The following is a 21,198-nucleotide window of genomic DNA, read 5'->3' as shown; positions in this document are numbered from 1 at the left end:
AACCAAGGAAAATCATCATGATGAATATTGTCGTTGTAGGCGGTGGCGCCGGTGGTCTCGAGCTTGCGACCAGCCTGGGCCGCAAGCTGGGCAAGAAGAACAAGGCCAGGATCACCCTGGTGGATCGCAATCGCACCCACCTGTGGAAACCCCTGCTGCACGAAGTGGCCACCGGCTCCATGGATGCGGGCATCGATGCCCTGAGCTACCAGTCCCACGCCAAGAACCACGGCTTCGAATTCCAGCTCGGCAGCCTGACCGACATCAAGCGCGACGAGAAACGCATCGTGCTGGCCCCCATCCACGACGAGAGCGGCGCCCTGGTGGTCAACGAGCGGGAAGTGGCTTACGACATTCTGGTGATGGCCATCGGCTCGGTCTCCAACGACTTCAACACCAAGGGCATCAAGGATCACTGCATCTTCCTGGACAGCCCCTCCCAGGCGCACCGCTTCTACAACAGCATGATGAACCGCTTCCTGCAGTTCGCCACCGAATACCAGCCCGGTGACAAGGTGAAGATCGCCATCGTCGGCGGCGGCGCCACCGGCGTCGAACTCTCCGCCGAGCTCTACAACGCGGTGGAGCAGCTCTACGCCTACGGCTTCAAGAACCTCACCACCGACAGCCTCAAGGTGACCCTGGTGGAAGCGGGCCCCCGCATCCTGCCGGCCCTGCCGGAGCGCATCAGCGGCTCCGCCCATCAGGAGCTGGTGAAGCTGGGCGTGGACGTGCGCACCGCCACCATGATCACCGAGGCCACCGCCGAGGGCCTGCACACCAAGGATGGGGAGCTGATTGAAGCAGACCTTATGGTGTGGGCCGCGGGCATCAAGGCGCCGGACTTCATGAAGGAGATCGCGGGCCTGGAAACCAACCGCATCAACCAGCTGGTGGTCCACGAGACCCTGCAGACCACCCGGGACGAGAATATCTTCGTCATCGGCGACTGCGCCGCCTGCCCGCAGCCGGACGGCAAGTTCGTGCCGCCCCGCGCCCAGTCCGCCCACCAGATGGCGACCCAGGCGTTCAAGAACATCCTGGCCAAGATGAACGGCGGCGAGATGAAGCCCTACCGCTACCACGACCACGGCTCCCTGGTCTCCTTGAGCCGCTTCTCCACCGTGGGCAGCCTGATGGGCAACCTGATGCGGGGCTCCATGATGGTGGAGGGCTACATCGCCCGCATCGTCTACATCTCCCTCTACCGGATGCACCAGGTGGCCCTGCACGGCTACATCAAGACCGGCCTCATCATGCTGGTGGGCCGCATCAACCGGGTGCTGCGCCCGAGCATGAAGCTGCACTGAGTGCATGGCGGCTGCCGCTGCGAACATCAAAAAGGAGAGGCTTGCCTCTCCTTTTTTTATGGCCGACGCGGGGCGCTCCTGGCAGCGCCTGCCGCCGTTCAGGGCGAAGACGCAGAGGGCCGGTGCAGCTGCCGTCGTGTCTGCATCATCAAGGCCCCGCTTTCATCGCGGCCCGGAAGCCCTCTCCCCAGCACCGGTGCCCAAGGTCGCTGTGCGGGGGAAAGTGGCACGACACAGGCTCTATGGATGGCTCCTTGATGAACCTGGCGGGCGCTGTGCTTGAAGCCCCTGGCCACGCCGGGCTTATGCTTTGGCCAACGCCTTGCTACCATGACGGCAACGGTGCTTCGCGCACCCAGCCCAACTCACAGGAGACCTCATGATCCTCTCAACCACCCCCACCCTGGAAGGCAAGACCATTCGCGAGTACCGCGGCATCGTCGTGGGCGAAGCCATCCTCGGCGCCAACATTTTCAAGGATCTGTTCGCCGGCATCCGCGACATCATCGGCGGTCGCTCCGGCGCCTACGAAAAAGAGCTGGCCCGGGCCCGGGAGATCGCCTTCGAGGAGCTCAAAGAGCGTGCCCAGGCGCTGGGGGCCAACGCCGTGGTGGGCATCGACATCGACTACGAGGTAGTGGGCCAGAATGGCAGCATGCTGATGGTCAGCATCAGCGGCACCGCCGTGGTGGTGTGAGCCTGCGCTCACGCCGTTAGAAGCCAATGCCCAAGCCGATCGCGAGATCGGCTTTTTTATTGGGGAACGGCGGCGGGATGTCGTCGGGAGAGGCGGGAACTGACCTCGCGGCCATGTATCAGCGCGTGATAGGCACCTTAAAGCCGGGAAAAGGGCGCGATCTGTGCTGTTATTGTTCAGTTTTTGTGTGCATTTAGCGAAAGTCATTTAATTTTTCTAAACAAAAACGAGCACTGTGAGTGCGATTTTTCGCCCTTGCCGGGCGTTCAAAGGCCGCAGTAGGATGCAGTCTGGCGCCGGGCTCGCATTTCCCGGCGGCGTTCATCTCATATGGCAGGGCTGCATCCATGACCTTACTCAAACCGCCGGGGCTCAACCCCGGCGACACCATAGGTTTCTTCTCCCCCTCCAGCGCAGCCACCGCCTGGGCGCCGAACCGCTTTGCTCGCGCCAAGGCTTATCTGGCGGCGCAGGGCTTCGAACTCAAGGCGGGCAGCCTGACCGGCGAACAGGATCACTGGCGCTCCGGCTCCATCGCGGCGCGGGCTGACGAGCTCAATGCCCTCATTCGCGATCCGCAAGTGCGAGCAATCATGTCGGTGATTGGCGGCAGCAACTCCAACTCCCTGCTGCCCTACCTCGATTTTGATGCGCTGAAGCGGGATCCCAAGATAGTCATCGGCTACTCCGACGTAACGGCCCTGCTGCTCGGCATTCATGCCCAGACCGGCCTCGTCACCTTCTATGGCCCGGCGCTGGTGGCTTCCTTTGGCGAGCTCTCGCCGCTGGTGGACGAGACCCTGGCCGGCTTCCTGTCCGTTTGCATGGCCGGTGGCGCCAGCCTGCCCCACCGGTTGCCGACTCCGACGCAATGGACCGAGGAGCGGCTCGACTGGGAGCATCAGACCCGGGCCAAGCAGTGCTGGCCAAACCGGCTGATCTCGGTGGGCACTGGCCGGATGCGGGGTCGGCTCATTGGCGGCAACCTCAATACCCTGGCAGGGATCTGGGGTTCCCCCTTTATGCCGTCCATCGAGCGGGGCGACATTCTGCTGCTGGAAGACAGCCTCAAAACCGCCGAGACGGTGGAGCGCGCCTTCACCCACCTCAAGCTGTGCGGGATGTTTGATCGCATCGGTGCCCTGGTGCTCGGCAAGCACGAGCTGTTCGACAGCCAGGGCAGCGGCAGGCGGCCCCTCGACATCCTGCTGGAGGTCGTGGGGGAGCCGACCTTCCCCATTCTGGCGGAGTATGACTGTGCCCACACCCACCCCATGCTGACCCTGCCCCTTGGCATCGAGGCCGAACTGGATCTCGATGCCCAGAGCCTCACCCTGTGCGAGTCCTGGCTTGGGGAGTGAGTCACTGCACTGCCTGCCATAGTTGCATCGGCACATAGACAAAGAGGCCGCTCGGGCGACCTCTTTGTCGTCTGCTACTTCGCTTCGGATCAGGGCAGGGCATCGGCCCGGAAGGTGTTGCAAGGATCTGTGTCCCTCGTGTCTCAATCGATCAGGGCAATGCATCGGGCCGGAAGCTGGCGCGGATCTGCGGCACCAGGGGGGAGGGGTCGAAGCCTTTCTCCTCCCCGAGCACCGGGTGGAGCAGGGGTTGGTCCCGGATAGGGGTGAGGTCCCCCGCCAGCAGCTGCCTTGTGGCTTGGCCCATCTGGTAGAGCTGGCGCACCGGGTCGAACTGGCGGGCGAGATCCAGCCCGTCCCCGGCCCGGGTGAAGGCCATCATGGGGATCTGGTAGCTGGCATCCCGTGGCGGTTTGGCGCCGTGGATACCCTTGCCCGCCGACATCAGGAAGGGCTGGTGGTCCCCGAAGGCCACCACCAGGTAGCGCTTGCCGGAGTTGTCCAGGGTCTTGAGCAGCCGCTCCAGGGAGGCCATGGCGTCCACCACCCCGGTGTAGTAGGTGTTGAGCAACTGGGTATCCGCCGGGCTCTGATCCGGGCAGGCGCCGCTGCGTTGCTGGGCCCGGTAGCGATCCCCGTCGAAGGGGCCGTGCCCCTGCATGGTGACCGCGTAGGCGAACAGGGGCTGATCGTCCTGGTTGCTGCGTTTGAGCAGGTGATCGATGAGGGCATCGTCGGAGATATAGAGCCCCTTGTGCTCGAGGGCGGTGAAGCGGGTATCGAACCAGCGCTCCTGGTAGCCGAGGGCCGGGATCGCCTTGGCGCGGCCCCAGAACTTCTCCACATAGGGGTGGGCGAACAGGGTCTGGTAGCCGCTTTGGGCTGCACTGCGCGCAAGGCCGGGCACCCGGTCCGAGAGGTAGTAGTAGGGCACCACCCCCTGTTTGAGCAGGCCCACCGGCAGGCCGGTGTTCATCTCGAACTCCGCCAGCACCGTCATGCCCCCCGTGGTGGGGGAGTGGATGGTCTTGCGCCATTGGGCCACGCTGGCGGGCAGGCTCAAGGTGGGGGCGGGGGCGCAGAGACGGCCCTGCCAGTCAAGCCAGAGCGACTCGTATTGCAGCACGATCACCAGATCGAAGCGGGGAGCCCTGGGCTGGGCGGGCAGGCTCAGCTCCGGGGTGCGCTCGTTGATCTGCAAGGGGTAGCGAAACACGTTGCCGCTTTGCAGCATCTCGTCCACCAGGTTGAACAGGTAGAGGCCGGGGCCGGCGCGGATGATGTCCCTGTGGTAGTTCACCGCCCTGTCCACATAGCGGATGTTGGCCCCGAGCAGCTTGTTGCCGGTCTGGGTGGCGAACACGCAGAGGGCAAAGAAGGCGGCGGTGGCGGCGGCGGTGCGCAGCAAGCCCCGCAGGATCCAGCGGGAGAGGGCGAAGCGCCACACCAGAAAGAGGAGCCCCAGCACGACGAGCACCGGCACCACAGGGTGCTGATCGAGCAGGATGTGCAGCAGGGCCAGCAGGTTGCCCAGATCGTCCCCCCCCAGCGGCACCCCGTAGATGGCGATCTTCATGAAGTTGGCGAGCAGCCCGATGCCCGAGAGGGCGGTGAAGAGCAGCCCCATATAGAGGCTGAAGCCTGCGAGGGCGCAGAGGCTCCAGCCCAGCACCATGCTGCCCCAGGCGAGGTAGTAGTGCTCGGGCCGAAAGCCCGACCAGAACAGGAATTCCCCCAGCTTGAACACCACGAAGCCGTGCAGCAGCACGAAGGTGAGGTTGCCGAGCAGCAGGCTGCCTGCCACCCGGGCGCGGTAGCTTCGGCGCAGCCGCGGCAGCAGGGTCTTGAGCACGGCGGCGCTCACCAGCAGCACCAGCAGCAGGCTGGTCATCAGGTAGAGGAGGTTGAAACCGCGCTCCGGCAGGGTCTGGAGGATCTGGCTGTATTCGGCGCTCTCCGGCCTGTCTGCCAGCAGCAGCCCGATGCGCAGCTGGTAGCGGCTGTCCAGGGCGTCGTCGGGGGCGCGCAGGGCGCTGTTGAGGCTCAGGGTGCAGCGCTCCTTGCGGCACTTCTGGCGCTTGTCCACCGCCTGGCTCAGCTGATCGATGCGCACCCCTTTGTCGTTGAGCAGCTCCACCCGCACCCTGTCCCCCTCCTGCAGGGGTTTGAGCAGTTGCCACTGGCTGCGCACCACCAGATAGAAGCCCCGGTTGTCACTTTTGTAGAGCAGGCTGTAGCGATTGAGGGTCGCGATGGGCTGATCCGCCGGGCCCAGAATGAGGGGGGCGGCACGCCCGAGCCAGCTGACGGGGTTGAGCAGCGGCAGGGCGAGGGTCAGCAGCAGCAGGGCGGTCAGCAGACCCAGCAACAGCCCGGCCAGGGGCTGGGAGGCGGGGCGGTGGCCGGTGACGGGGGCATTCATAAGGGCTCATCCTTGGAGCGGTCATGGCAGCGACGACTGCCTCTATTTTGACCCGATGGTGCGTGGCTTGTTCCTTGATGTCAATTTAATGACAACAAGATGAATATTCCGTGATGAGCACTGTGAAGCAATTTGTGATCCCGATCCGCCAGGGGCACTCATTCTGTGATGAAAGCGTCATCATGAGCCTTTGCTGCTGGTCTGGGAGGGGGGCGCTGTTTAGTCTCTCAGTAACGATTGGAGGTACATGTATGAATCCCAAAGTTGCGGCGCGTCAGGCCAGATTGCTCCAGATGCTGGAGAGCAAAGAAGAGATCCGGATCGGGCGGGAGCGGGACTGCCCCCTGCCGCTGCCCCAGCTCGTCCGGCTGACCGAGGATCACCCGGACGTCGTCAAGGTCTACGGTCACGGGCTCACCGCCGAGGTGTTCCATCTCAAGGTGGAGGGGCACCACTGGTGCCTGAAACGCTGCCGCCAGGACTCTCTGGTGGCCAATGTGGACGGCAAGACCGCCTTTCTCACCGAGCTGGAGCGCCGCCGGGAGATAGAGAGCCTGCGGGAGCTGCACCCCACCATCCTCTCCAACGTGGTCTGCACCAGTTTCGGCTCCGCCCGGGCCGGGGTGCTGGTCTCCCCCTGGCTGCGGGGGGAGCCGGTGCGCACGCTCTGCGAGCGCAACCTGGCGCAGATGCTGGCGGTGGAGGCGGAGTTGGCCCGCTGGGGCTGGTTTGACTGGGATCCGAGCCCGGGCAACCTGCTGGATGACGGCCAGCATATCTCGGTGTTCGATTTTGGCTACATGTGGCCCTTCGATCCCCTGCACGAGTTCAATTCCAACGGCCTCACCGATCCCGATTTCCATGTGCCTGAGCGGCTGGAAACCCGCACCCTCTCCGGGCTCTGGCTGGACGAGGCGGATCCCTTGCCGCTGTTTCGCCGCTGGCGCGAGCTCTGCCTCGCCTGGGCCAGGGGAGAGCTGCAATACCTGTCGCGGGAGGGGGCGAGCGCCCCCGTGCTGGCGCGGATGCAGGGACTGGTGGGGGAGTGGAGTGCGGCGCTGGCAAGCAACGAGGCGCTGGCGGCCAACTGGTGGCGCGACATGTACCGCAGCCATCGGCTCGACATCCTGGACGACCTCAGCGGCAAGAGCTGCGGCCCGCTCACCCTGCGCCGCCTCGACTGGCTGGAGCAGGCGGTACGGGAGCACTTCCCGGCCCTGGTGGACAATCTGGCTCCTGACGAAGCGGGGCTCGGTCAGGCCGGGTTGCTGCAACGGCTGGGAGGGCTGCGCGAGCAGATCCGGGCCAATCTGCTGCCCACCCGGGCTACCCTGGTCACCAGCTGATGGTGGAAGAAGAGTGACAAGAGGGGCGCCGCGGCGCCCCTCTTTGCTGAGTGGGGAAGGCCGCCCCGGATGTGATGGGGCGGAGGAGGCTCGTTGTGTGCCAGCGCCGGGGCGACTCAGTCGAGCAGTTCCCGGTGCAGGCAGTTGACGATGTGGCCCGCCTCATCCTCTTTGACCAGGAAGCAGAGGTTGTGGGCGCTGGCGCCGTAGCAGATCATCCGGATGTTGTGCTCGCGGATGGCGTCGAACACCTGGCTGCCTACCCCGGCCGCCTCGCTCATGCGGTTGCCGATGAGCGCCACCAGGGCGAAACCGGTCTCCACTTCGACCTTGCACAGCTGGCCGAGCTCCGCCAGCACCTTGTCGTTCAGGATGGGTTCGCCGTTGCTCTGGCTGCCGGTGTGATCCAGGGTCAGGGAGACGCTCACCTCGGAGGTGGTGATGAGATCCACCGAGATGCGGTGACGGGCCAGGATGCCGAACACCTCGGCCAGGAAGCCGTAGGCGTGGAACATGTTGAGGCTGTGCAGGGTCACCAGCACCTGCTGGCGGCGCAGGGCCACGGCCCGGAACAGCGGGTTGCTGCGGGTGGTGGCGCGGATCCAGGTGCCACCGGCGGCGGGGTCCTTGGCGGAGCCCACGAACACCGGGATGTCCTGGCGCAGCGCGGGTTGCAGGGTGGCCGGGTGCAGCACCTTGGCGCCGAAGGTGGCCATCTCCGCCGCCTCCACGAAGCTGATTTCGGGGATGGGGCGGGCGCGGGTAACCAGGCGGGGATCCGTGGTGTAGATGCCGGGCACGTCGGTCCAGATCTCGATGCTGCCTGCGTCCAGTGCCTCGGCCAGGAGGGCCGCGCTGTAGTCGGAGCCGCCACGGCCGAGGGTGGTGGTGCGACCATCGCCGTCGGCACCGATGAAGCCCTGGGTGATGACCAGGCTGTCACCCAGCAACGGGCCCACCGCCTGCTGGCAAAGGGCGCGGGTCGCCGCGAGATCCACGGTGGCCTTGCCAAAGCGGCTGTCGGTGCGCAACAGTTGGCGCGCATCCTGCCACTGGGCCTTGACCCCGCGCTGGTGCAGGAGTTCGGTGAAGAGACGGGTGGACATCAGCTCGCCGCAGGCGATGAGGCGATCGGCGAGTTCGGCGTCGGTGTGCTGACTGGCCTGACGGGCCATGGTGCGAATGTCGCCGAGCTGGGCATGGATGAGGGCGCTCACGTCGCTCGGGTTGCCAAGGGCGGCCAGAATGGCCAGCTGGATGTCGGCAAGCCTGGCAAGCTGGGCATCCTGTCCGGCTTCGTCCAGTTCACCCTGAGCCAGGCTCACCAGCAGGTTGGTGACGCCGGCGCTGGCGCTCAGCACCACCACCCGGGTCGCCGGATTGGCCAGCACCACGTCGGCGCAGTGGTTCATGGCCGCGGCATTGGCGACGCTGGTTCCGCCAAACTTGGCGACATTGATCGGGTTCATTGCATACTCCTGTCTCAAGGTGAAAATCCGGTTTCATCGGGCAAATAGAGAGGAGGAGGCAAAAAATGGCAGGAAAACGCGAGGATCCCGGCCAGAAGCACTCCACCTGCAGAGCCCATCCCGTACCCGCCCCAAGTGGGGCGCGGTGTGGGATGACCACTACCGATGACAACCCGGGGGATTCAGCCCCCGCAGCCGACGTGGCGGTGTCCAGTCATTCGCCTCGTCTCGGCGCTGCTCCCCCTGACCCAAGTTCACCGGACACTGGTGTCCTCCCCTGGGCTGCCTGGGCAGCGCTCCTCTTCTGGTGCCACCTGTGACAGGTGGCGTGCATGTACAAATACCTTGGTCTGGATTGCACTGTCAATCGAGTTCGTAAAAAAGAACAAAATTGACGGTAACCAGGCACAAGATCAATCAGTTACGAAATGGTCTTGGACAAAACCTTGGAGCGACGCTGCCAGTTGTAGAAGCGCTGGCGCTCCACCGGCAGATCTTCGACTTCCAGGGGATCGAAGCCCCGCTCCCGGAACCAGTGGATGGAGCGGGTGGTGAGCACGAACAGGCGACGGATGCCGAGCCGCTTGGCCCGCTCGGCCACCTTGGCGATCAGGGTGTCTCCCCGGTTGGAGTTGCGATACTCCGGGTGGATGGCGACGCAGGCCATCTCGGCCATGGCTTCTTCCATGAAGCAATAGAGCGCGGCGCAGCCGATGATGAGGCCGTCCCGCTCGATGATGGTGAACTTGTCTATCTCCATCTCCAGCTGCTCCCGGGAGCGGCGCACCAGGATCCCTTCCTCCTCCAGCGGACGGATGAGATCCAGGATGCCGCCGATGTCCTCAATGGTGGCGGCCCGGGCCCGCTCGGCGCTTTCGCGCACGATCTGGGTACCCAGCCCCTCGCGGCTGAACAGCTCCTGCAGCATGGCGCCGTCGTCCTGATAGCTCACCAGGTGGGAGCGGGGCACGCCACCCCGGCAGGAGGCGATGGCCGCGCGCAGGTAGCGGGCGGTGCCTGACATCTCTTCCCCCGCTTGCTCCAGCGCCACCAGCAGCTCTTCGGCCTGCTCGGGGAAGAGCTCGGAGATGGCCTCCCCGTGCCTGTCCATGACCCCCTGGGTGCTGCTGAAGCAGATGAGCTTGTCGGCTTTGAGATCCACCGCCACCCGGCGGGCTACCTCTTCCGAGCTCAGGTTGAAGCTCTCGCCGGTGACCGAGCAGCCAATGGGGGAGATGAGCACCAGGCCGTGCTGATCCAGCTGGCGGGTGATCCCCTCCACATCGATGCGACGCACCCGGCCGCTGTGGCAGAAGTCGATGCCGTCATCCACACCCAGCGGCTGGGCGGTGACGAAGTTGCCGCTCACCACGCTGATGCGGGCCCCCTGCATGGGGGTGTTGGCGAGGCCCATGGAGAGCTGGGCGGTGATGTCGTATTGCAGACCGCCGCACACCTGCTTGATGATGGCGAAACTGGCATCGTCGGTGACCCGGATCCGCTTGTGATACTGGGCCTGGATGCCGGCGCGGGCCAGGGCCTCGTCATTTTGCGGACGCGAACCAAACACCAGCACCAGGCGGATCCCCAAGGTCTGCAGCAGGGCGATGTCGCTGACGATGTTGGCGAAATTGGGGTGACAAATGGCTTCCCCGCCGATCATCAGGACGAAGGTGGCACCCCGGTGCACATTGACATAGGGGGTGGATTGCCGAAAGGCATGGACCAGGCTGGGTTCGCGTTCACGCACGTGTTTCATTCCATAAAAAAGCAGCAATTCGCCCAATATATGAAAATAAATTCACAAATCAAGACTAAATATCGACTTGGTGTTTTTTTGTCGCCATTTTGACCAGTGCGGGCGGGGAGGGGAAGACGCAGGCGAGGGCGGGAGGGTCGCCCAGGGGGCCGCTCCCTGGTTGATCCGGGCTAATAACCTGATATCTTCGGTGTTCCTTTTCGTCAGCCGCATTGCGCGGGGTTTTATACAAGGACAGGGCATATGGAGCAGATTATTTCACCGGCAGAGGCGCTGCCGGGACGGCGGGAAGCGCTGGAGATTGGCCAGGTGCATGCAGTAAACGGCCACCCGACCCAGGGGCCCTGGCCCGAGGGGATGGAGCTTGCCTGGTTCGGCATGGGCTGTTTCTGGGGTGTGGAGCGTCTGTTCTGGCAGCAGCCCGGGGTCTATTCCACCGCCGCCGGGTATCAGGGGGGGCTGACCCCCAATCCCACCTACAAGGAGGTGTGCAGCGGCCTGACCGGCCACGCCGAGACGGTGCAGGTGGTGTTCGATCCCAAGGTCATCAGCTATGGGGATCTCGTCAAGCTGTTCTGGGAACACCATGATCCGGCCCAGGGGATGCGCCAGGGTGGCGACATCGGCACCCAGTATCGCTCCGTCATCTTCGTCGGGGACGACACCCAGGAGGCGATTGCCCAGCAGAGCCTGGCCGCCTACCAGCAGGCCATGACGGCGAGCGGTGACGGGCGCACCATCACCACCCGCATCCTGCCGCTGGCCCCCTTCTACTATGCCGAGGATTATCACCAGCAATATCTGGAGAAGAATCCCGAGGGGTATTGCGGCCTGGGGGGCATCGGCGTCTGCCTGCCTCCCAGCCTGAATCGCTGAGGCGTCATTGCATACCACGGGGGCCATCAGGCCCCCGTGTCATTGTGATGAAAAATAATTGAAAAAAATGCGTCAGGTGGGGAACTAAACTGAACCCTGGCTGACCAACAGGGTAGCGACCACGGATGGTTGCCAAGACCAGACACATTTTTTGCCCCGAAATTCATTACTCTGACAAGCGCGATGAATTGACAATGCTAGCAAGCAGGGCTGCCCGATGAGGCGGCCCTTTTCATTGGGCGTCCCGCCTCACTCCTCGCCTCATTGCATCTCGTTCCCTTGCCGTCACGGCAGGGGCGGGGTCAGCCGATGGTGCTGTCGAACAGGTTCTTGATGAGGTCGATGAACTCGATGAGGAAGGCTTGCTGGGCTTCGCTGGGGGCGGACAACCAGACGGCGGAGAGCACCTCTTCCAGGTCGGCGACCACGGCATCGGCCTCCTGCATGATCAGGAAGCGCACCTTGGGGTCGAGCTGGGGGTTCTGCTCGCAGATGGCCATCAGGTTGTCGGCCACCCGGCTGCTCACCAGATCCTCGATGGTCTGGGCGCCGCCGCCCTGCTGCTGGCTCTCGAACAGACCCAGACTCTCTACCAGATACTCGATCAGCGCAATGTAACCGTCGCTCTCTACCACCATGATGGCTGCCCTTTCTTCATTGCCTTGGGGAAATGGTGCGTATTTTAGTGGCTGAACCCGTCATGGCAAGCGGCAGTGGAGCCGATGGCGGATAAATTGGACACCGCCGCGCTCCACCGTCTCCAATCCGGTCAGCAGGAAGCCGTGACGCAGGAAGAGGGCGAGGCTGAAGGCGCTCGCCTCCGTGGTGAGGCTGCCAAGCCCCATCTGGCTGGCGGCTGCCAGCACCCGCTCCAGCAGCAGGGTGCCGAGCCCCAGGCGCGGATGATCCGCGCTCACGTAGAGCAGGCTGAGATGACCGTCATCGCTCAGGGTGGCAAAGCCAAGGGGCACATCGTCTTGCTCGATGACCCAGCCATGGTGCTCGCGCAACTGGCTGGCAAGCCCCGGGTGATGGGCGCCCCTGGCCCACTGCTCCACCTGCTCCGGGCTGTAGTGCGCAGGCCCCAGGCGGCGTACCGACTGCTCGAACAGATCCAGCAGCCTTGGTATGTGCGCCTCCTTGAGGGGGACGATGCGAGGAGAAGAAAGAGACGGCATGGGTCAACCCTCCCTGATGGTCGCGCGGGGAGCCTGGGGCCGCTTCGCCCTGGGCAGACCCGCCACCACCCGCTCATAGGAGTGGACTATCCAGCCCTGCCAGAGATCGTCAGACAGGCCTTCACTCAGGGTCACCGTGTTCCAGTGCTGCTTGTTCATGTGCCAGCCCGGTTTCACCTCGGGGTGGATCTCCCGCAGCAGCAGGGCGAGCTCGGGTTCGCACTTCAGGTTGATGGAGAGGGGCTCCGCCTGCCAGTCCACCAGGGCAAACATCTTGCCGGCGATGCGGTAGACCAGGATCTCCGGGCCGAAGGGGGTGTCCTCGGTGGCGCCGGGCTGGCTGAGCAAAAATTCACGCAATTGAACGAGGGTCATGGGGACTCCAGGCTGGTCCGATCATGGTGGAAGCATGTTCACCGGGGTGAGCCTTCTGTTAATATGCGCGCCGAGTATACCCCCCATCACCCCGGGAGCCCATGAGATGTTGTACCACAAGACCTTTGAACTGGGTCCCGATCGGGATTGGGTGGTGTTCGTGCACGGTGCGGGCGGCAGCTCCTCCATCTGGTTCAAGCAGTTGCGGGCCTACCGGGAGCACTTCAACGTGCTGCTGCTGGACCTTCGCGGTCACGGCCAGTCCAACCAGCTGCAGCAGGTGGTAAAGGGGCACTACAGCTTTCGGGCCGTGACCGAGGATATCCTGCGCCTGCTGGATCACCTGCGCATCCCCCACGCCCATTTTGTCGGCATCTCCCTTGGCACCATCCTCATCCGCCACCTGGCGGAGCTTCGCCCCGAGCGGGTCAAGAGCATGGTGCTCGGCGGCGCCATCCTGCGTCTCGACATCCGCTCCCGGGTGCTGGTGCAGCTTGGCCGCCTCGGCCAGCACTTCCTGCCCTACATGTGGCTCTACCGCCTGTTCGCCTTCATCATCATGCCGCGCCAGCACCATCAGGAGTCCCGCAACCTCTTCGTGCGCGAGGCTCGCAAGCTCTGCCAGAAGGAGTTCAAGCGCTGGTTCCGTCTCGCCACCGAGGTGAACCCCCTGATGCGCTACTTTCGCGAGCGGGCCCTGCCCATTCCCACCCTCTACGTGATGGGGGAGGAGGATCACATGTTCCTCGCCCCGGTGCGCGAGCAGGTGGCCCGCGACCCTTACAGTTGCCTCGAAATCATCGAAAAGTGCGGCCACGTCTGCAACGTGGAGCAGCCGGATCACTTCAACCGCCAGTCCCTGGCGTTTCTCTCCCGTCAGGCGGCGTCATCCGCCCTTTGAGGCCCGGCAAGGGCCTCAGATGAAGTAGTGGCCAATCTCCAGATAGCGCTGGCGGATGTGCTCGATGAGCAGCCTTATCTTGCGCGGCGGCTGGCGGGTGAAGGGGTAGACGGCGTAGATGCCGAGCTTCTTGCCCACCCGGTCGGGAAACAAGTCCACCAGATCCCCCTGCATCAGGTCGTGATAGACCAGACAGCGCGGCACATAGACGATGCCGCGCCCCCCCAGCGCCGCCTTGCGCAGGGCTCCGGCGTTGTCGGTTGAAAAGCTCCCCGACACCGACACCAGATAGTTGCCCTCTTCCCCCTTGAAGGCCCACTCCGAGGCCCCCGTGCTCTGGTAGGCGTAGCGCAGGCAGTTGTGGGTGAGCAAATCCGACGGCTCCCGCGGTGCCCCGAAGCGGCGCACATAGGCGGGGGCGGCGCAGATGACCCACTGGGAGTCGAGAATGTGGCGGGCAATCAGGCTCGAGTCATCCAGATAACCGGTGCGAATGACCAGATCGAACCCCTCTTCCACCAGGTTGACGAAGCGGTTGTCCAGCGACATCTCCACCGTGAGCCCCGGGTGCTGCTGGCAAAAATCGGCTACCGCATCGGCGAGCAAGAGCTCGCCGGAGATGGTGGGCACCGACATCCGCACATGACCGCTCACCTTTTCACCAAATCCCGCCACCGCGTCGAAGGCGTCCAGTGCGGCGGCCTTCACATTTTTGGCACCTTGATAGAGCGCCTTGCCCGCCTCGCTCAGGGTGAGCCGGCGGGTGGTGCGATAGAGGAGCTGCACCCCGAGCTCCTCTTCAAGACGCCCGATCCGCTTGCTAACCACTGAATTTGTCAGGGAATTTTGTTCGGCCACCTTGCTGAAGGAGCCGGCCTCCACCACCTGGGCGAAGAGGATGAGGTCGTCGGTACTGGCCATATTGATCAACTTTTGGAACGAATGTTGTTCATTATTTCCATATATCGCGAAAAAGGAACAGGGTAAGGTCACGTCCGCTTAACAAAACAACAACAAGGTGCGCCTCTGCACCCCTCTGGACAAGGACGCAATGATGACAGACACCCTGCTGGCCCTGGTGGCCTTCTCGCCGATCCTGGTGGCCGCCGTGCTGCTGGTCGGCCTCAACTGGCCCGCCAAGCGCGCCATGCCCGTCGCCTTCCTGTTGACCGTGTTCATCGCCCTCTGGGGCTGGCAGATGAGCCCGACCCGGGTCTTCGCCTCCACCCTGCAGGGGCTGGTGATCACGGTGACCGTGCTCTGGATCGTGTTCGGCGCCATCCTGATGCTCAATACCCTCAAACACACCGGTGCCATCACCGCCATTCGCGGCGGTTTCACCAACATCTCGCCGGACAGGCGCATCCAGGCCATCATCATCGCCTGGTGCTTCGGCGCCTTTATCGAAGGGGCCTCGGGCTTTGGCACCCCGGCCGCCATCGCCGCGCCGCTGCTGGTGGCCATCGGCTTTCCGGCGCTCGCCGCCGTGCTGCTCGGCATGATGATCCAGTCCACCCCGGTGTCGTTCGGCGCGGTGGGCACCCCCATCCTGGTGGGCATCAACAAGGGGCTGGATAACCAGGCCATCGGCCAGACCCTGAGCGCCGGTGGCAGCAGCTGGGACATCTACCTGCAACAGGTGACCACCAACGTGGCCCTCATTCACGCCACCGTCGGCACCCTGATGCCGGTGCTGATGGTGATGATGCTGACCCGCTTCTTTGGCCGCAACCGCAGCTGGACCGAGGGGCTCTCCATCCTGCCGTTTGCGATTTTCGCCGGGCTCGCCTTCACCGTCCCCTATGCCCTCACCGGCATGCTGCTCGGCCCCGAGTTCCCGTCCCTCATCGGCGGTCTGGTGGGGCTGGCCCTGGTGGTGACGGCGGCGCGAGCCGGTTTTCTGGTGCCCAAGAACTCCTGGGATTTCGCCCCCGAGAACGAGTGGCCCGCCGAGTGGCTGGGCTCCCTCAAGCTCGATCTCAAAGAGGCCGCCGGTCGCCCCATGTCGCTCATGCTGGCCTGGCTCCCCTATGTGGCGCTGGCGCTCCTGCTGGTGGCGAGCCGGGTGAGCCCGGCATTCAAGGCGAGCCTCCTGTCGGTGAGCCTCGCCTTCACGGATCTGCTGGGTGAGAAGGGGGTCAGCGCGTCCATTGAGCCGCTCTACCTGCCGGGGGGCCTGCTGGTGCTTTGCGCCCTGCTCGCCACCTGGCTGCAGTCGCGCTCCCTCGCCCCCTTCGGGCGGGCGCTGGGGGAGTCCAGCCGCACCCTGATCGGCGCCGGCTTCGTGCTGATTTTCACCGTGCCCATGGTGCGTATCTTCATCAACTCCGGCGTCAACGGGGCGGATCTCGCCAGCATGCCGGTGACCACCGCCAACTTTGCCGCCGGGCTGGTGGGGGAGTTCTTCCCGGCCCTCAGCGCCACCATCGGCGCGCTGGGGGCCTTTATCGCCGGCTCCAACACGGTATCGAACATGATGTTCAGCCAGTTCCAGTTTGAAGTGGCCCAGACCCTGGGGGTCTCCACCGCCGCCATGCTGGCCCTGCAGGCAGTCGGCGCCGCTGCGGGCAACATGATCGCCATTCACAACGTGGTGGCGGCCTCGGCCACCGTGGGGCTGCTCGGCCGTGAGGGGGCGACGCTGCGCAAGACGGCGCTGCCGACCCTCTACTACCTGCTGGTCACCGGCCTTATCGGGCTGGCGCTCATGTACAGCTTCCACATCTCGGACGCACTGCTGCAGCTCAAGTAAGGAGAGCAAGTGATGAAGGTAATGCGGGTCTACCCGGCCAAGCCGGCCGATGTCTATCTCTACGCCACCTGTCTGGTGGACCTGTTCGACCCGGTGGCGGGGCTCGATGCCATCGCCCTGATCGAGCGGGAAGGGATAAGGGTGCACTTTGTCGAGAAACAGACCTGCTGCGGGCAGCCGGCCTACACCTCGGGTCACGAGGAGGAGGCGCGCAAGGTGGCGCAAAGCCAGATGGCGCACTTCCCCGAGCCCTGGCCGGTGGTGGTGCTGTCGGGCTCCTGCGGCGGTATGATGCACCACCACTACCGCCGCCTCTTCCCCGAGAGCCCCAAGGTGGCGGATTTTTGCGATCGGGTGTTCGAGCTCACCGAGTTTCTGGCCCGGGTCTGCCGGGTGCGCTGGCACGGGGTGGGGGAGGCGAGCATCGTCATGCACACCTCCTGCTCGGCCCGGCGCGAGATGCAGGTACATACCACGGCCCGCAGCCTGCTGGGGCAGCTCGATGGCGTCACCTTGCATGAACAGGCCTACGAGAGCGAGTGCTGCGGCTTTGGCGGCACCTTCTCGGTGCGCCACCCCCACATCAGCCAGGCCATGGTCGAAGACAAGACCCGCCACCTGCTGGCCACCGGCGCCGACACCCTGGTGAGCGCCGACTGGGGGTGCCTCTTGAACATCAAGGGATCCCTGGCCTATCAGGGCAGGATCTTGCCTGCCACCCACCTGGCGAGCTTCCTGCTCGCCCACAGCCGCCCCGAGAGTGACGAAATAGCTCATAACGGCGGCGCTGTTAGCGATTTGGCTCATACCAAAGAGGCCCAGCCCCATGTCTGATCACGCCAAGTATTCGCCGCGCCGCTTCCATCCCCAGGCCGAGGCGGCCCTGGCCGACCCCGTGCTGCGCCAGAATTTTCGCGGTGCCATGGATTACCTGCGCGCCAAGCGCCGGGATGCCTTCGCCGACCCCGCCGAAGAAGCGGCGGTGCGCGATGCGGCGGAGCAAATTCGCCAGCGCTGTCTCTCGCGTCTGCCGGACCTGCTGGAGCAGCTCGAAGCCAACTGTGAGCGCAACGGCATCCGGGTACACTGGGCCCAGACGCCGGCCGAGGCCAACGCCATCATCCTCGGTATCGCCCAACAACACGGGGTGAGCAGCATCGTCAAGGGCAAGTCCATGGTGAGCGAGGAGGTAGGCTTCAACCACGAGATGGCGCGCCACGGCATCCGCTGCCTTGAGAGCGACATGGGGGAGTTTATCGTCCAGCTCGATGGCGACACCCCGTCCCACATCATCATGCCCGCCATCCACAAGAACAAGCAGGAGGTGAGCGACACCTTCGCAAGCAATCTGGAAGGCTTCACCCCCACCACGGACGTGGACGAGCTGATCCAGACCGGGCGGCGGGCCCTGCGCGAAGAGTTTCGCCGCGCCGGCATGGGGCTCTCCGGCGTCAACTTTGCGGTGGCCGAGACCGGCAGCCTGTGCCTCGTCGAGAACGAGGGCAACGGGCGCATGTGCACCACGGTGCCGAAAGTGCACGTGGCCATCACCGGCATCGAGAAGGTGGTGGAGTGCTTATCCGACGTGCCGCCCCTCTACAGCGCCCTGACCCGCTCGGCCACCGGACAGGCCATCACCACCTACTTCAACGTCATCAGCGGCCCGCGCCGGGCAGGGGAGCTGGACGGCCCGGACGAGGTGCACCTGGTGCTGCTGGACAACGGCCGCAGCCAGGCTTACCGGGACGAGGAGCTGCGCAAGACCTTGCAGTGCATCCGCTGCGGCGCCTGCATGAACCACTGCCCTGTCTACACCCGCATCGGCGGCCACGCCTACGGCACCATCTACCCGGGGCCCATCGGCAAAATCATCTCCCCCCACCTGCTGGGGCTGGAGAGCACGAGCGATCTGGTGACGGCCTCGAGCCTGTGCGGTGCCTGCGGCGAGGTGTGCCCGGTGCGCATCCCCATTCCCGACCTGTTGCAGCGCCTGCGCCGGGAGGCCAAGCACGACGCACAGCCCGGCCACGAACCGCTGGCGGGGCAGGGGGCGGCCAGGAGCCGGCTCGAGACCCTTGCCATGCAGGGCTTTGCCTTCGCCGCCACCCACCCGCGCCTCTACCACGCCGCAACCGGGGTGGCCGGTCGCCTGCGGGGCTTGATGCCCAAACACCTGGGCCCCTGGACCCAGTGCCGCGAAGCCCCCAAACCCGCCCCCCAGAGCCTGCACGCCCTGCTGCGCCAAAAGAAGAAGGAGTCCTGAGATGTCGAGCAAAGAGGCCATATTAAGCCGCCTGCGCGGCGCCGCCACCCCCATGGCCCACGCCCCCTATGGCTGGCAACCCTGGCGCGGGGAGGATGAACAGGCACGGCGCGAGCGCTTTGTTGCCGGGATCAGCGCCAGCCATGCCGAGATCCTCACAGTCCAACAGGCAACCCTTGCCCGGGATCTGGCCGTCTGGCTGGATGAAGAGGGCGTGACGAGTCTGGCCTGTGGCCAGGGCGGCCGCTGGCAAGCGGCGGTCGCGGCCGCCTGCGCCGGGCGCTCTGTGTTGACCCCCTCTGGCGAGTTCGCAAGCTGGAAGGACGATCTGTTCGACGTCTGTCAGGCGGGTATTACCCACTGCGCGGGGGCCATCGCCGATACCGGCACGCTCGTGTTGCTGCCCGATGGCGGCGAGCCGCGCACCTTGTCCCTTGTGCCCCCCTGCCATATCGCCCTGCTGGCGGCCTCAACCATCACCGACAACCTGGCGGGGCTGGTGGCGGCCGGGCGCTGGCAGCAGGCCATGCCCACCAATCTGCTGCTGGTCTCCGGCCCCTCCAAGACCGCCGACATCCAGCAGACCCTGGCCTACGGCGCCCACGGCCCGAGCCGCCTCTTGGTGGTGCTGGTGGAGGATTGCTGATGCGCTGGAATAAATTTGACGCCGCCGTGCTCTCGCGCATCCCGCCGGAGCGGCTGGTGAGCGACCCGGACTTGCGATTGGCCCACGGCACGGACGCCAGCTTCTACCGCCTGGTGCCAGAGCGCATCGTGCGCCTCGACTCTTTGGATGAAGTGCGCTTCGTGCTGTCGGTGTGCCGCGAATTGGGCCTGCCGTGCACCTTTCGCGCCGCTGGCACCAGCCTCTCGGGCCAGGCCCTGAGCGATTCGGTGCTCATCACCCTGACCGACAGCTGGCGCGGCCACCGCATTCTGGACGAGGGGGCCCGCATCGCCCTGCAACCCGGGGTGATCGGCGCCGATGCCAACCGCTATCTGGCGCCCCTGGGGCGCAAGATTGGGCCGGATCCCGCCTCCATCAACGCCTGCAAGCTCGGTGGCATCGCCGCCAACAACGCGAGCGGCATGTGCTGCGGCACCGCCCACAACAGCTACCACACCCTGCACGCCATGACCTTGCTGCTGGCCGATGGCACCGTGCTGGAGAGCGGCGATCCGCAAAGCCGCGCCGCCTTGGCGGCCAGGCGCCCGGAGTTGCTGGACGGGCTCGCCGCCCTGCGTGCCGAGGTGCTGGCGAACGCCGAGCTTGCCGCCAAGATCCGCCACAAGTACCGGCTCAAGAACACCACCGGCTACGCCATCAATGCCCTGCTCGACCATGAGGATCCCGTCGATATCCTCACCCACCTGATGATCGGCTCGGAGGGAACCCTCGGCTTTATCGCCGAGGTGGTGCTCGATACCGTGCCCGAATGGCCTTGTTGATCAAATCCAAAGTCGGATACTCGCTCCCCAACCCGCCGGGCGGGCTTAGTTGACGGCCTGCCGAATAGGCATACCAAGCCCTATGACCTTGTTCATGACTTTCACCCCGGCCAGGATCTCACCCACCTGGGCGTTGTAGCTCCGCAGACTCAGTTTCGGACCGATGAGCTGCTTGAAGCGATACATGGCGGTCTCAGCTATCGAGCGCTGATGATAGCCAGAGTCCTTTTTCCATTGCTCCAGTTCTCCTGCCTTGAGCGCGGCAACCGCCTCGTTGCGTGGATGGCCTTTCTTCCAGAATGCCGCATTCTTTCTCGGCGGTATGGTGGCCTTGATGCCCTTCTTTTGCAGTAGGGCATAACAGGCTCTGGTGTCATAAGCACCATCGGCGCTGACTTGTTCTATCTTGCGGCGCAAGGGGTTGAGCAGCGTGGGCAGCACCTCGTTATCGCCCACCGTTTCCAGGCTGACTTCGGCTGCGACGATGGCATGGGTCGCCGCATCTACGGCCAGGTGAAGCTTGCGCCAGACGCGGCGTTTCTCCTTGCCGTGCTTGCGAATTTTCCATTCGCCCTCGCCATAGACCTTGAGTCCGGTGGCATCGATGACGAGGTGAGCCACCGGGCCATGGCTCGGTAGGCGGTACTTGATTTCGACCGTCTTGGCACGCTTGCTGATACAGCTGTAGTCCGGCGACTGTAAGGGCACCTTCATCAGCTTGAACAGCGAGTTGATGAAGCCTTCCAAGGCACGCAGCGGTAGCTTGAATACCGCCTTGAGCATCAGCGCGGTTTCAATGGCAGAGTCGCTGTAATGGAAGCCTCGCCCCCGGCGGCCATGATGGGTTTGGCAATGCCACTGCTGGATGGCTTGCTCATCCATCCAGACGGTCAACGAACCACGTTGCACCAAGGCTTGGTTGTACTGTTTCCAGTTGCTGATCTTGTGCTTGGACTTGCCCATCTGGCGCTCCCGGTGGTGAACCTAAGAGATCAGATCACCAAACTGCGGGATAGTTCCCTGATTTGAGCAACAACGCC

Annotated in this window: 18 protein-coding genes, 1 pseudogene and 1 riboswitch; of the genes and pseudogenes, 11 read left to right on the top strand and 8 right to left on the bottom strand. The window is 64.6% G+C overall.

What is annotated here, in order from left to right:
* The first annotated feature begins 17 nt into the window (after positions 1-17).
* The 3 genes from AB5Y64_RS05055 (at position 18) to AB5Y64_RS05045 (ending at position 3,368) form a co-directional block, all read left to right on the top strand.
* Positions 18-1,310, top strand: coding sequence for an NAD(P)/FAD-dependent oxidoreductase (locus AB5Y64_RS05055; protein WP_041212859.1), 1,293 nt, complete (start codon positions 18-20; stop codon positions 1,308-1,310).
* Between the two features lie 379 nt (positions 1,311-1,689).
* Complete coding sequence (locus AB5Y64_RS05050; protein WP_124244354.1) at positions 1,690-2,007, top strand: heavy metal-binding domain-containing protein; 318 nt, start codon at positions 1,690-1,692, stop codon at positions 2,005-2,007.
* A gap of 347 nt (positions 2,008-2,354) precedes the next feature.
* Positions 2,355-3,368, top strand: a complete 1,014-nt coding sequence (locus tag AB5Y64_RS05045; RefSeq protein WP_139700301.1) for a S66 peptidase family protein — start codon at positions 2,355-2,357, stop codon at positions 3,366-3,368.
* Between the two features lie 151 nt (positions 3,369-3,519).
* Here the strand turns inward: AB5Y64_RS05045 and AB5Y64_RS05040 are convergent, their stop codons facing one another.
* Positions 3,520-5,790 (bottom strand): LTA synthase family protein, encoded by a 2,271-nt coding sequence (locus tag AB5Y64_RS05040; RefSeq protein WP_139700299.1) that lies wholly within the window; start codon positions 5,788-5,790, stop codon positions 3,520-3,522.
* A gap of 251 nt (positions 5,791-6,041) precedes the next feature.
* Here AB5Y64_RS05040 and AB5Y64_RS05035 point away from each other — a divergent pair, with 251 nt between their 5' ends.
* A complete protein-coding gene (locus AB5Y64_RS05035; RefSeq protein ID WP_203762238.1) occupies positions 6,042-7,136 on the top strand; it encodes a hypothetical protein in 1,095 nt (364 codons plus the stop codon).
* Between the two features lie 116 nt (positions 7,137-7,252).
* On the opposite strand, the gene lysC is transcribed toward AB5Y64_RS05035, so the two are convergent.
* Together lysC and argA are read right to left on the bottom strand one after the other, a co-directional pair.
* Positions 7,253-8,605 (bottom strand): lysine-sensitive aspartokinase 3, encoded by a 1,353-nt coding sequence (gene lysC, locus AB5Y64_RS05030; RefSeq protein WP_010674363.1) that lies wholly within the window; start codon positions 8,603-8,605, stop codon positions 7,253-7,255.
* Between the two features lie 87 nt (positions 8,606-8,692).
* A riboswitch (Lysine riboswitch) is annotated at positions 8,693-8,917 on the bottom strand.
* A 109-nt stretch (positions 8,918-9,026) separates the two neighbouring features.
* Positions 9,027-10,355 carry an amino-acid N-acetyltransferase gene (argA, locus tag AB5Y64_RS05025; RefSeq protein ID WP_041215931.1) on the bottom strand — a complete coding sequence of 443 codons (1,329 nt, stop codon included), beginning with the start codon at positions 10,353-10,355 and terminating at the stop codon, positions 9,027-9,029.
* A 252-nt stretch (positions 10,356-10,607) separates the two neighbouring features.
* On the opposite strand from argA, the gene msrA reads away from it, so the two are divergent.
* Positions 10,608-11,240, top strand: coding sequence for a peptide-methionine (S)-S-oxide reductase MsrA (msrA, locus tag AB5Y64_RS05020; protein WP_010674365.1), 633 nt, complete (start codon positions 10,608-10,610; stop codon positions 11,238-11,240).
* A gap of 302 nt (positions 11,241-11,542) precedes the next feature.
* Here the strand turns inward: msrA and AB5Y64_RS05015 are convergent, their stop codons facing one another.
* From AB5Y64_RS05015 to AB5Y64_RS05005, 3 genes are read right to left on the bottom strand one after another with little or no spacing between them, the layout of a single operon-like run.
* Positions 11,543-11,878, bottom strand: a complete 336-nt coding sequence (locus AB5Y64_RS05015) for a DUF3802 family protein (protein ID WP_041215402.1) — start codon at positions 11,876-11,878, stop codon at positions 11,543-11,545.
* Positions 11,879-11,938: 60 nt separating this feature from the next.
* Entirely contained in the window at positions 11,939-12,418 is a 480-nt protein-coding gene (locus AB5Y64_RS05010) for a GNAT family N-acetyltransferase (protein WP_161470428.1), read from the bottom strand.
* A gap of 3 nt (positions 12,419-12,421) precedes the next feature.
* Positions 12,422-12,793, bottom strand: coding sequence for an MmcQ/YjbR family DNA-binding protein (locus tag AB5Y64_RS05005; protein ID WP_039038958.1), 372 nt, complete (start codon positions 12,791-12,793; stop codon positions 12,422-12,424).
* Between the two features lie 106 nt (positions 12,794-12,899).
* Here AB5Y64_RS05005 and AB5Y64_RS05000 point away from each other — a divergent pair, with 106 nt between their 5' ends.
* On the top strand, positions 12,900-13,694 hold the full coding sequence (locus AB5Y64_RS05000; protein WP_104452773.1) for an alpha/beta fold hydrolase: 795 nt from the start codon (positions 12,900-12,902) through the stop codon (positions 13,692-13,694).
* Positions 13,695-13,709: 15 nt separating this feature from the next.
* Here AB5Y64_RS05000 and AB5Y64_RS04995 read toward each other — a convergent pair whose 3' ends face one another.
* Positions 13,710-14,687: a LysR family transcriptional regulator gene (locus tag AB5Y64_RS04995; RefSeq protein ID WP_080988704.1), complete on the bottom strand. Its 978-nt coding sequence runs from the start codon at positions 14,685-14,687 to the stop codon at positions 13,710-13,712.
* A gap of 61 nt (positions 14,688-14,748) precedes the next feature.
* Between AB5Y64_RS04995 and AB5Y64_RS04990 the strand changes: the two genes are divergently transcribed.
* From AB5Y64_RS04990 to AB5Y64_RS04970, 5 genes and pseudogenes are all read left to right on the top strand, one after another.
* Positions 14,749-16,446, top strand: coding sequence for an L-lactate permease (locus AB5Y64_RS04990; RefSeq protein WP_139700293.1), 1,698 nt, complete (start codon positions 14,749-14,751; stop codon positions 16,444-16,446).
* 12 nt (positions 16,447-16,458) lie between these two features.
* The gene (locus tag AB5Y64_RS04985; RefSeq protein ID WP_119197746.1) at positions 16,459-17,280 is read left to right on the top strand and encodes a (Fe-S)-binding protein; all 822 of its coding nucleotides are present in this window, start codon (positions 16,459-16,461) and stop codon (positions 17,278-17,280) included.
* Entirely contained in the window at positions 17,273-18,709 is a 1,437-nt protein-coding gene (locus AB5Y64_RS04980; protein WP_368203400.1) for a LutB/LldF family L-lactate oxidation iron-sulfur protein, read from the top strand. Before AB5Y64_RS04985 ends, AB5Y64_RS04980 begins: the two co-directional genes overlap by 8 nt.
* A gap of 1 nt (position 18,710) precedes the next feature.
* Entirely contained in the window at positions 18,711-19,355 is a 645-nt protein-coding gene (locus tag AB5Y64_RS04975) for a lactate utilization protein C (protein WP_368203398.1), read from the top strand.
* Positions 19,355-20,152: pseudogene (locus tag AB5Y64_RS04970) on the top strand (FAD-binding oxidoreductase); the annotation flags it as partial. The gene AB5Y64_RS04975 and the pseudogene AB5Y64_RS04970, both read left to right, overlap by 1 nt.
* 51 nt (positions 20,153-20,203) lie before the next feature.
* Here AB5Y64_RS04970 and AB5Y64_RS04965 read toward each other — a convergent pair.
* The gene (locus AB5Y64_RS04965) at positions 20,204-21,121 is read right to left on the bottom strand and encodes an IS5-like element ISEc35 family transposase (protein WP_113979304.1); all 918 of its coding nucleotides are present in this window, start codon (positions 21,119-21,121) and stop codon (positions 20,204-20,206) included.
* Positions 21,122-21,198: the final 77 nt, after the last annotated feature.

The organism is Aeromonas sp. R5-1 (genome assembly GCF_040908265.1).
Classification (GTDB): domain Bacteria; phylum Pseudomonadota; class Gammaproteobacteria; order Enterobacterales; family Aeromonadaceae; genus Aeromonas; species Aeromonas caviae.
The sequence above is the reverse complement of the archived record's forward strand: the minus strand, read 5'-3'. Positions and strand labels throughout refer to the sequence as shown.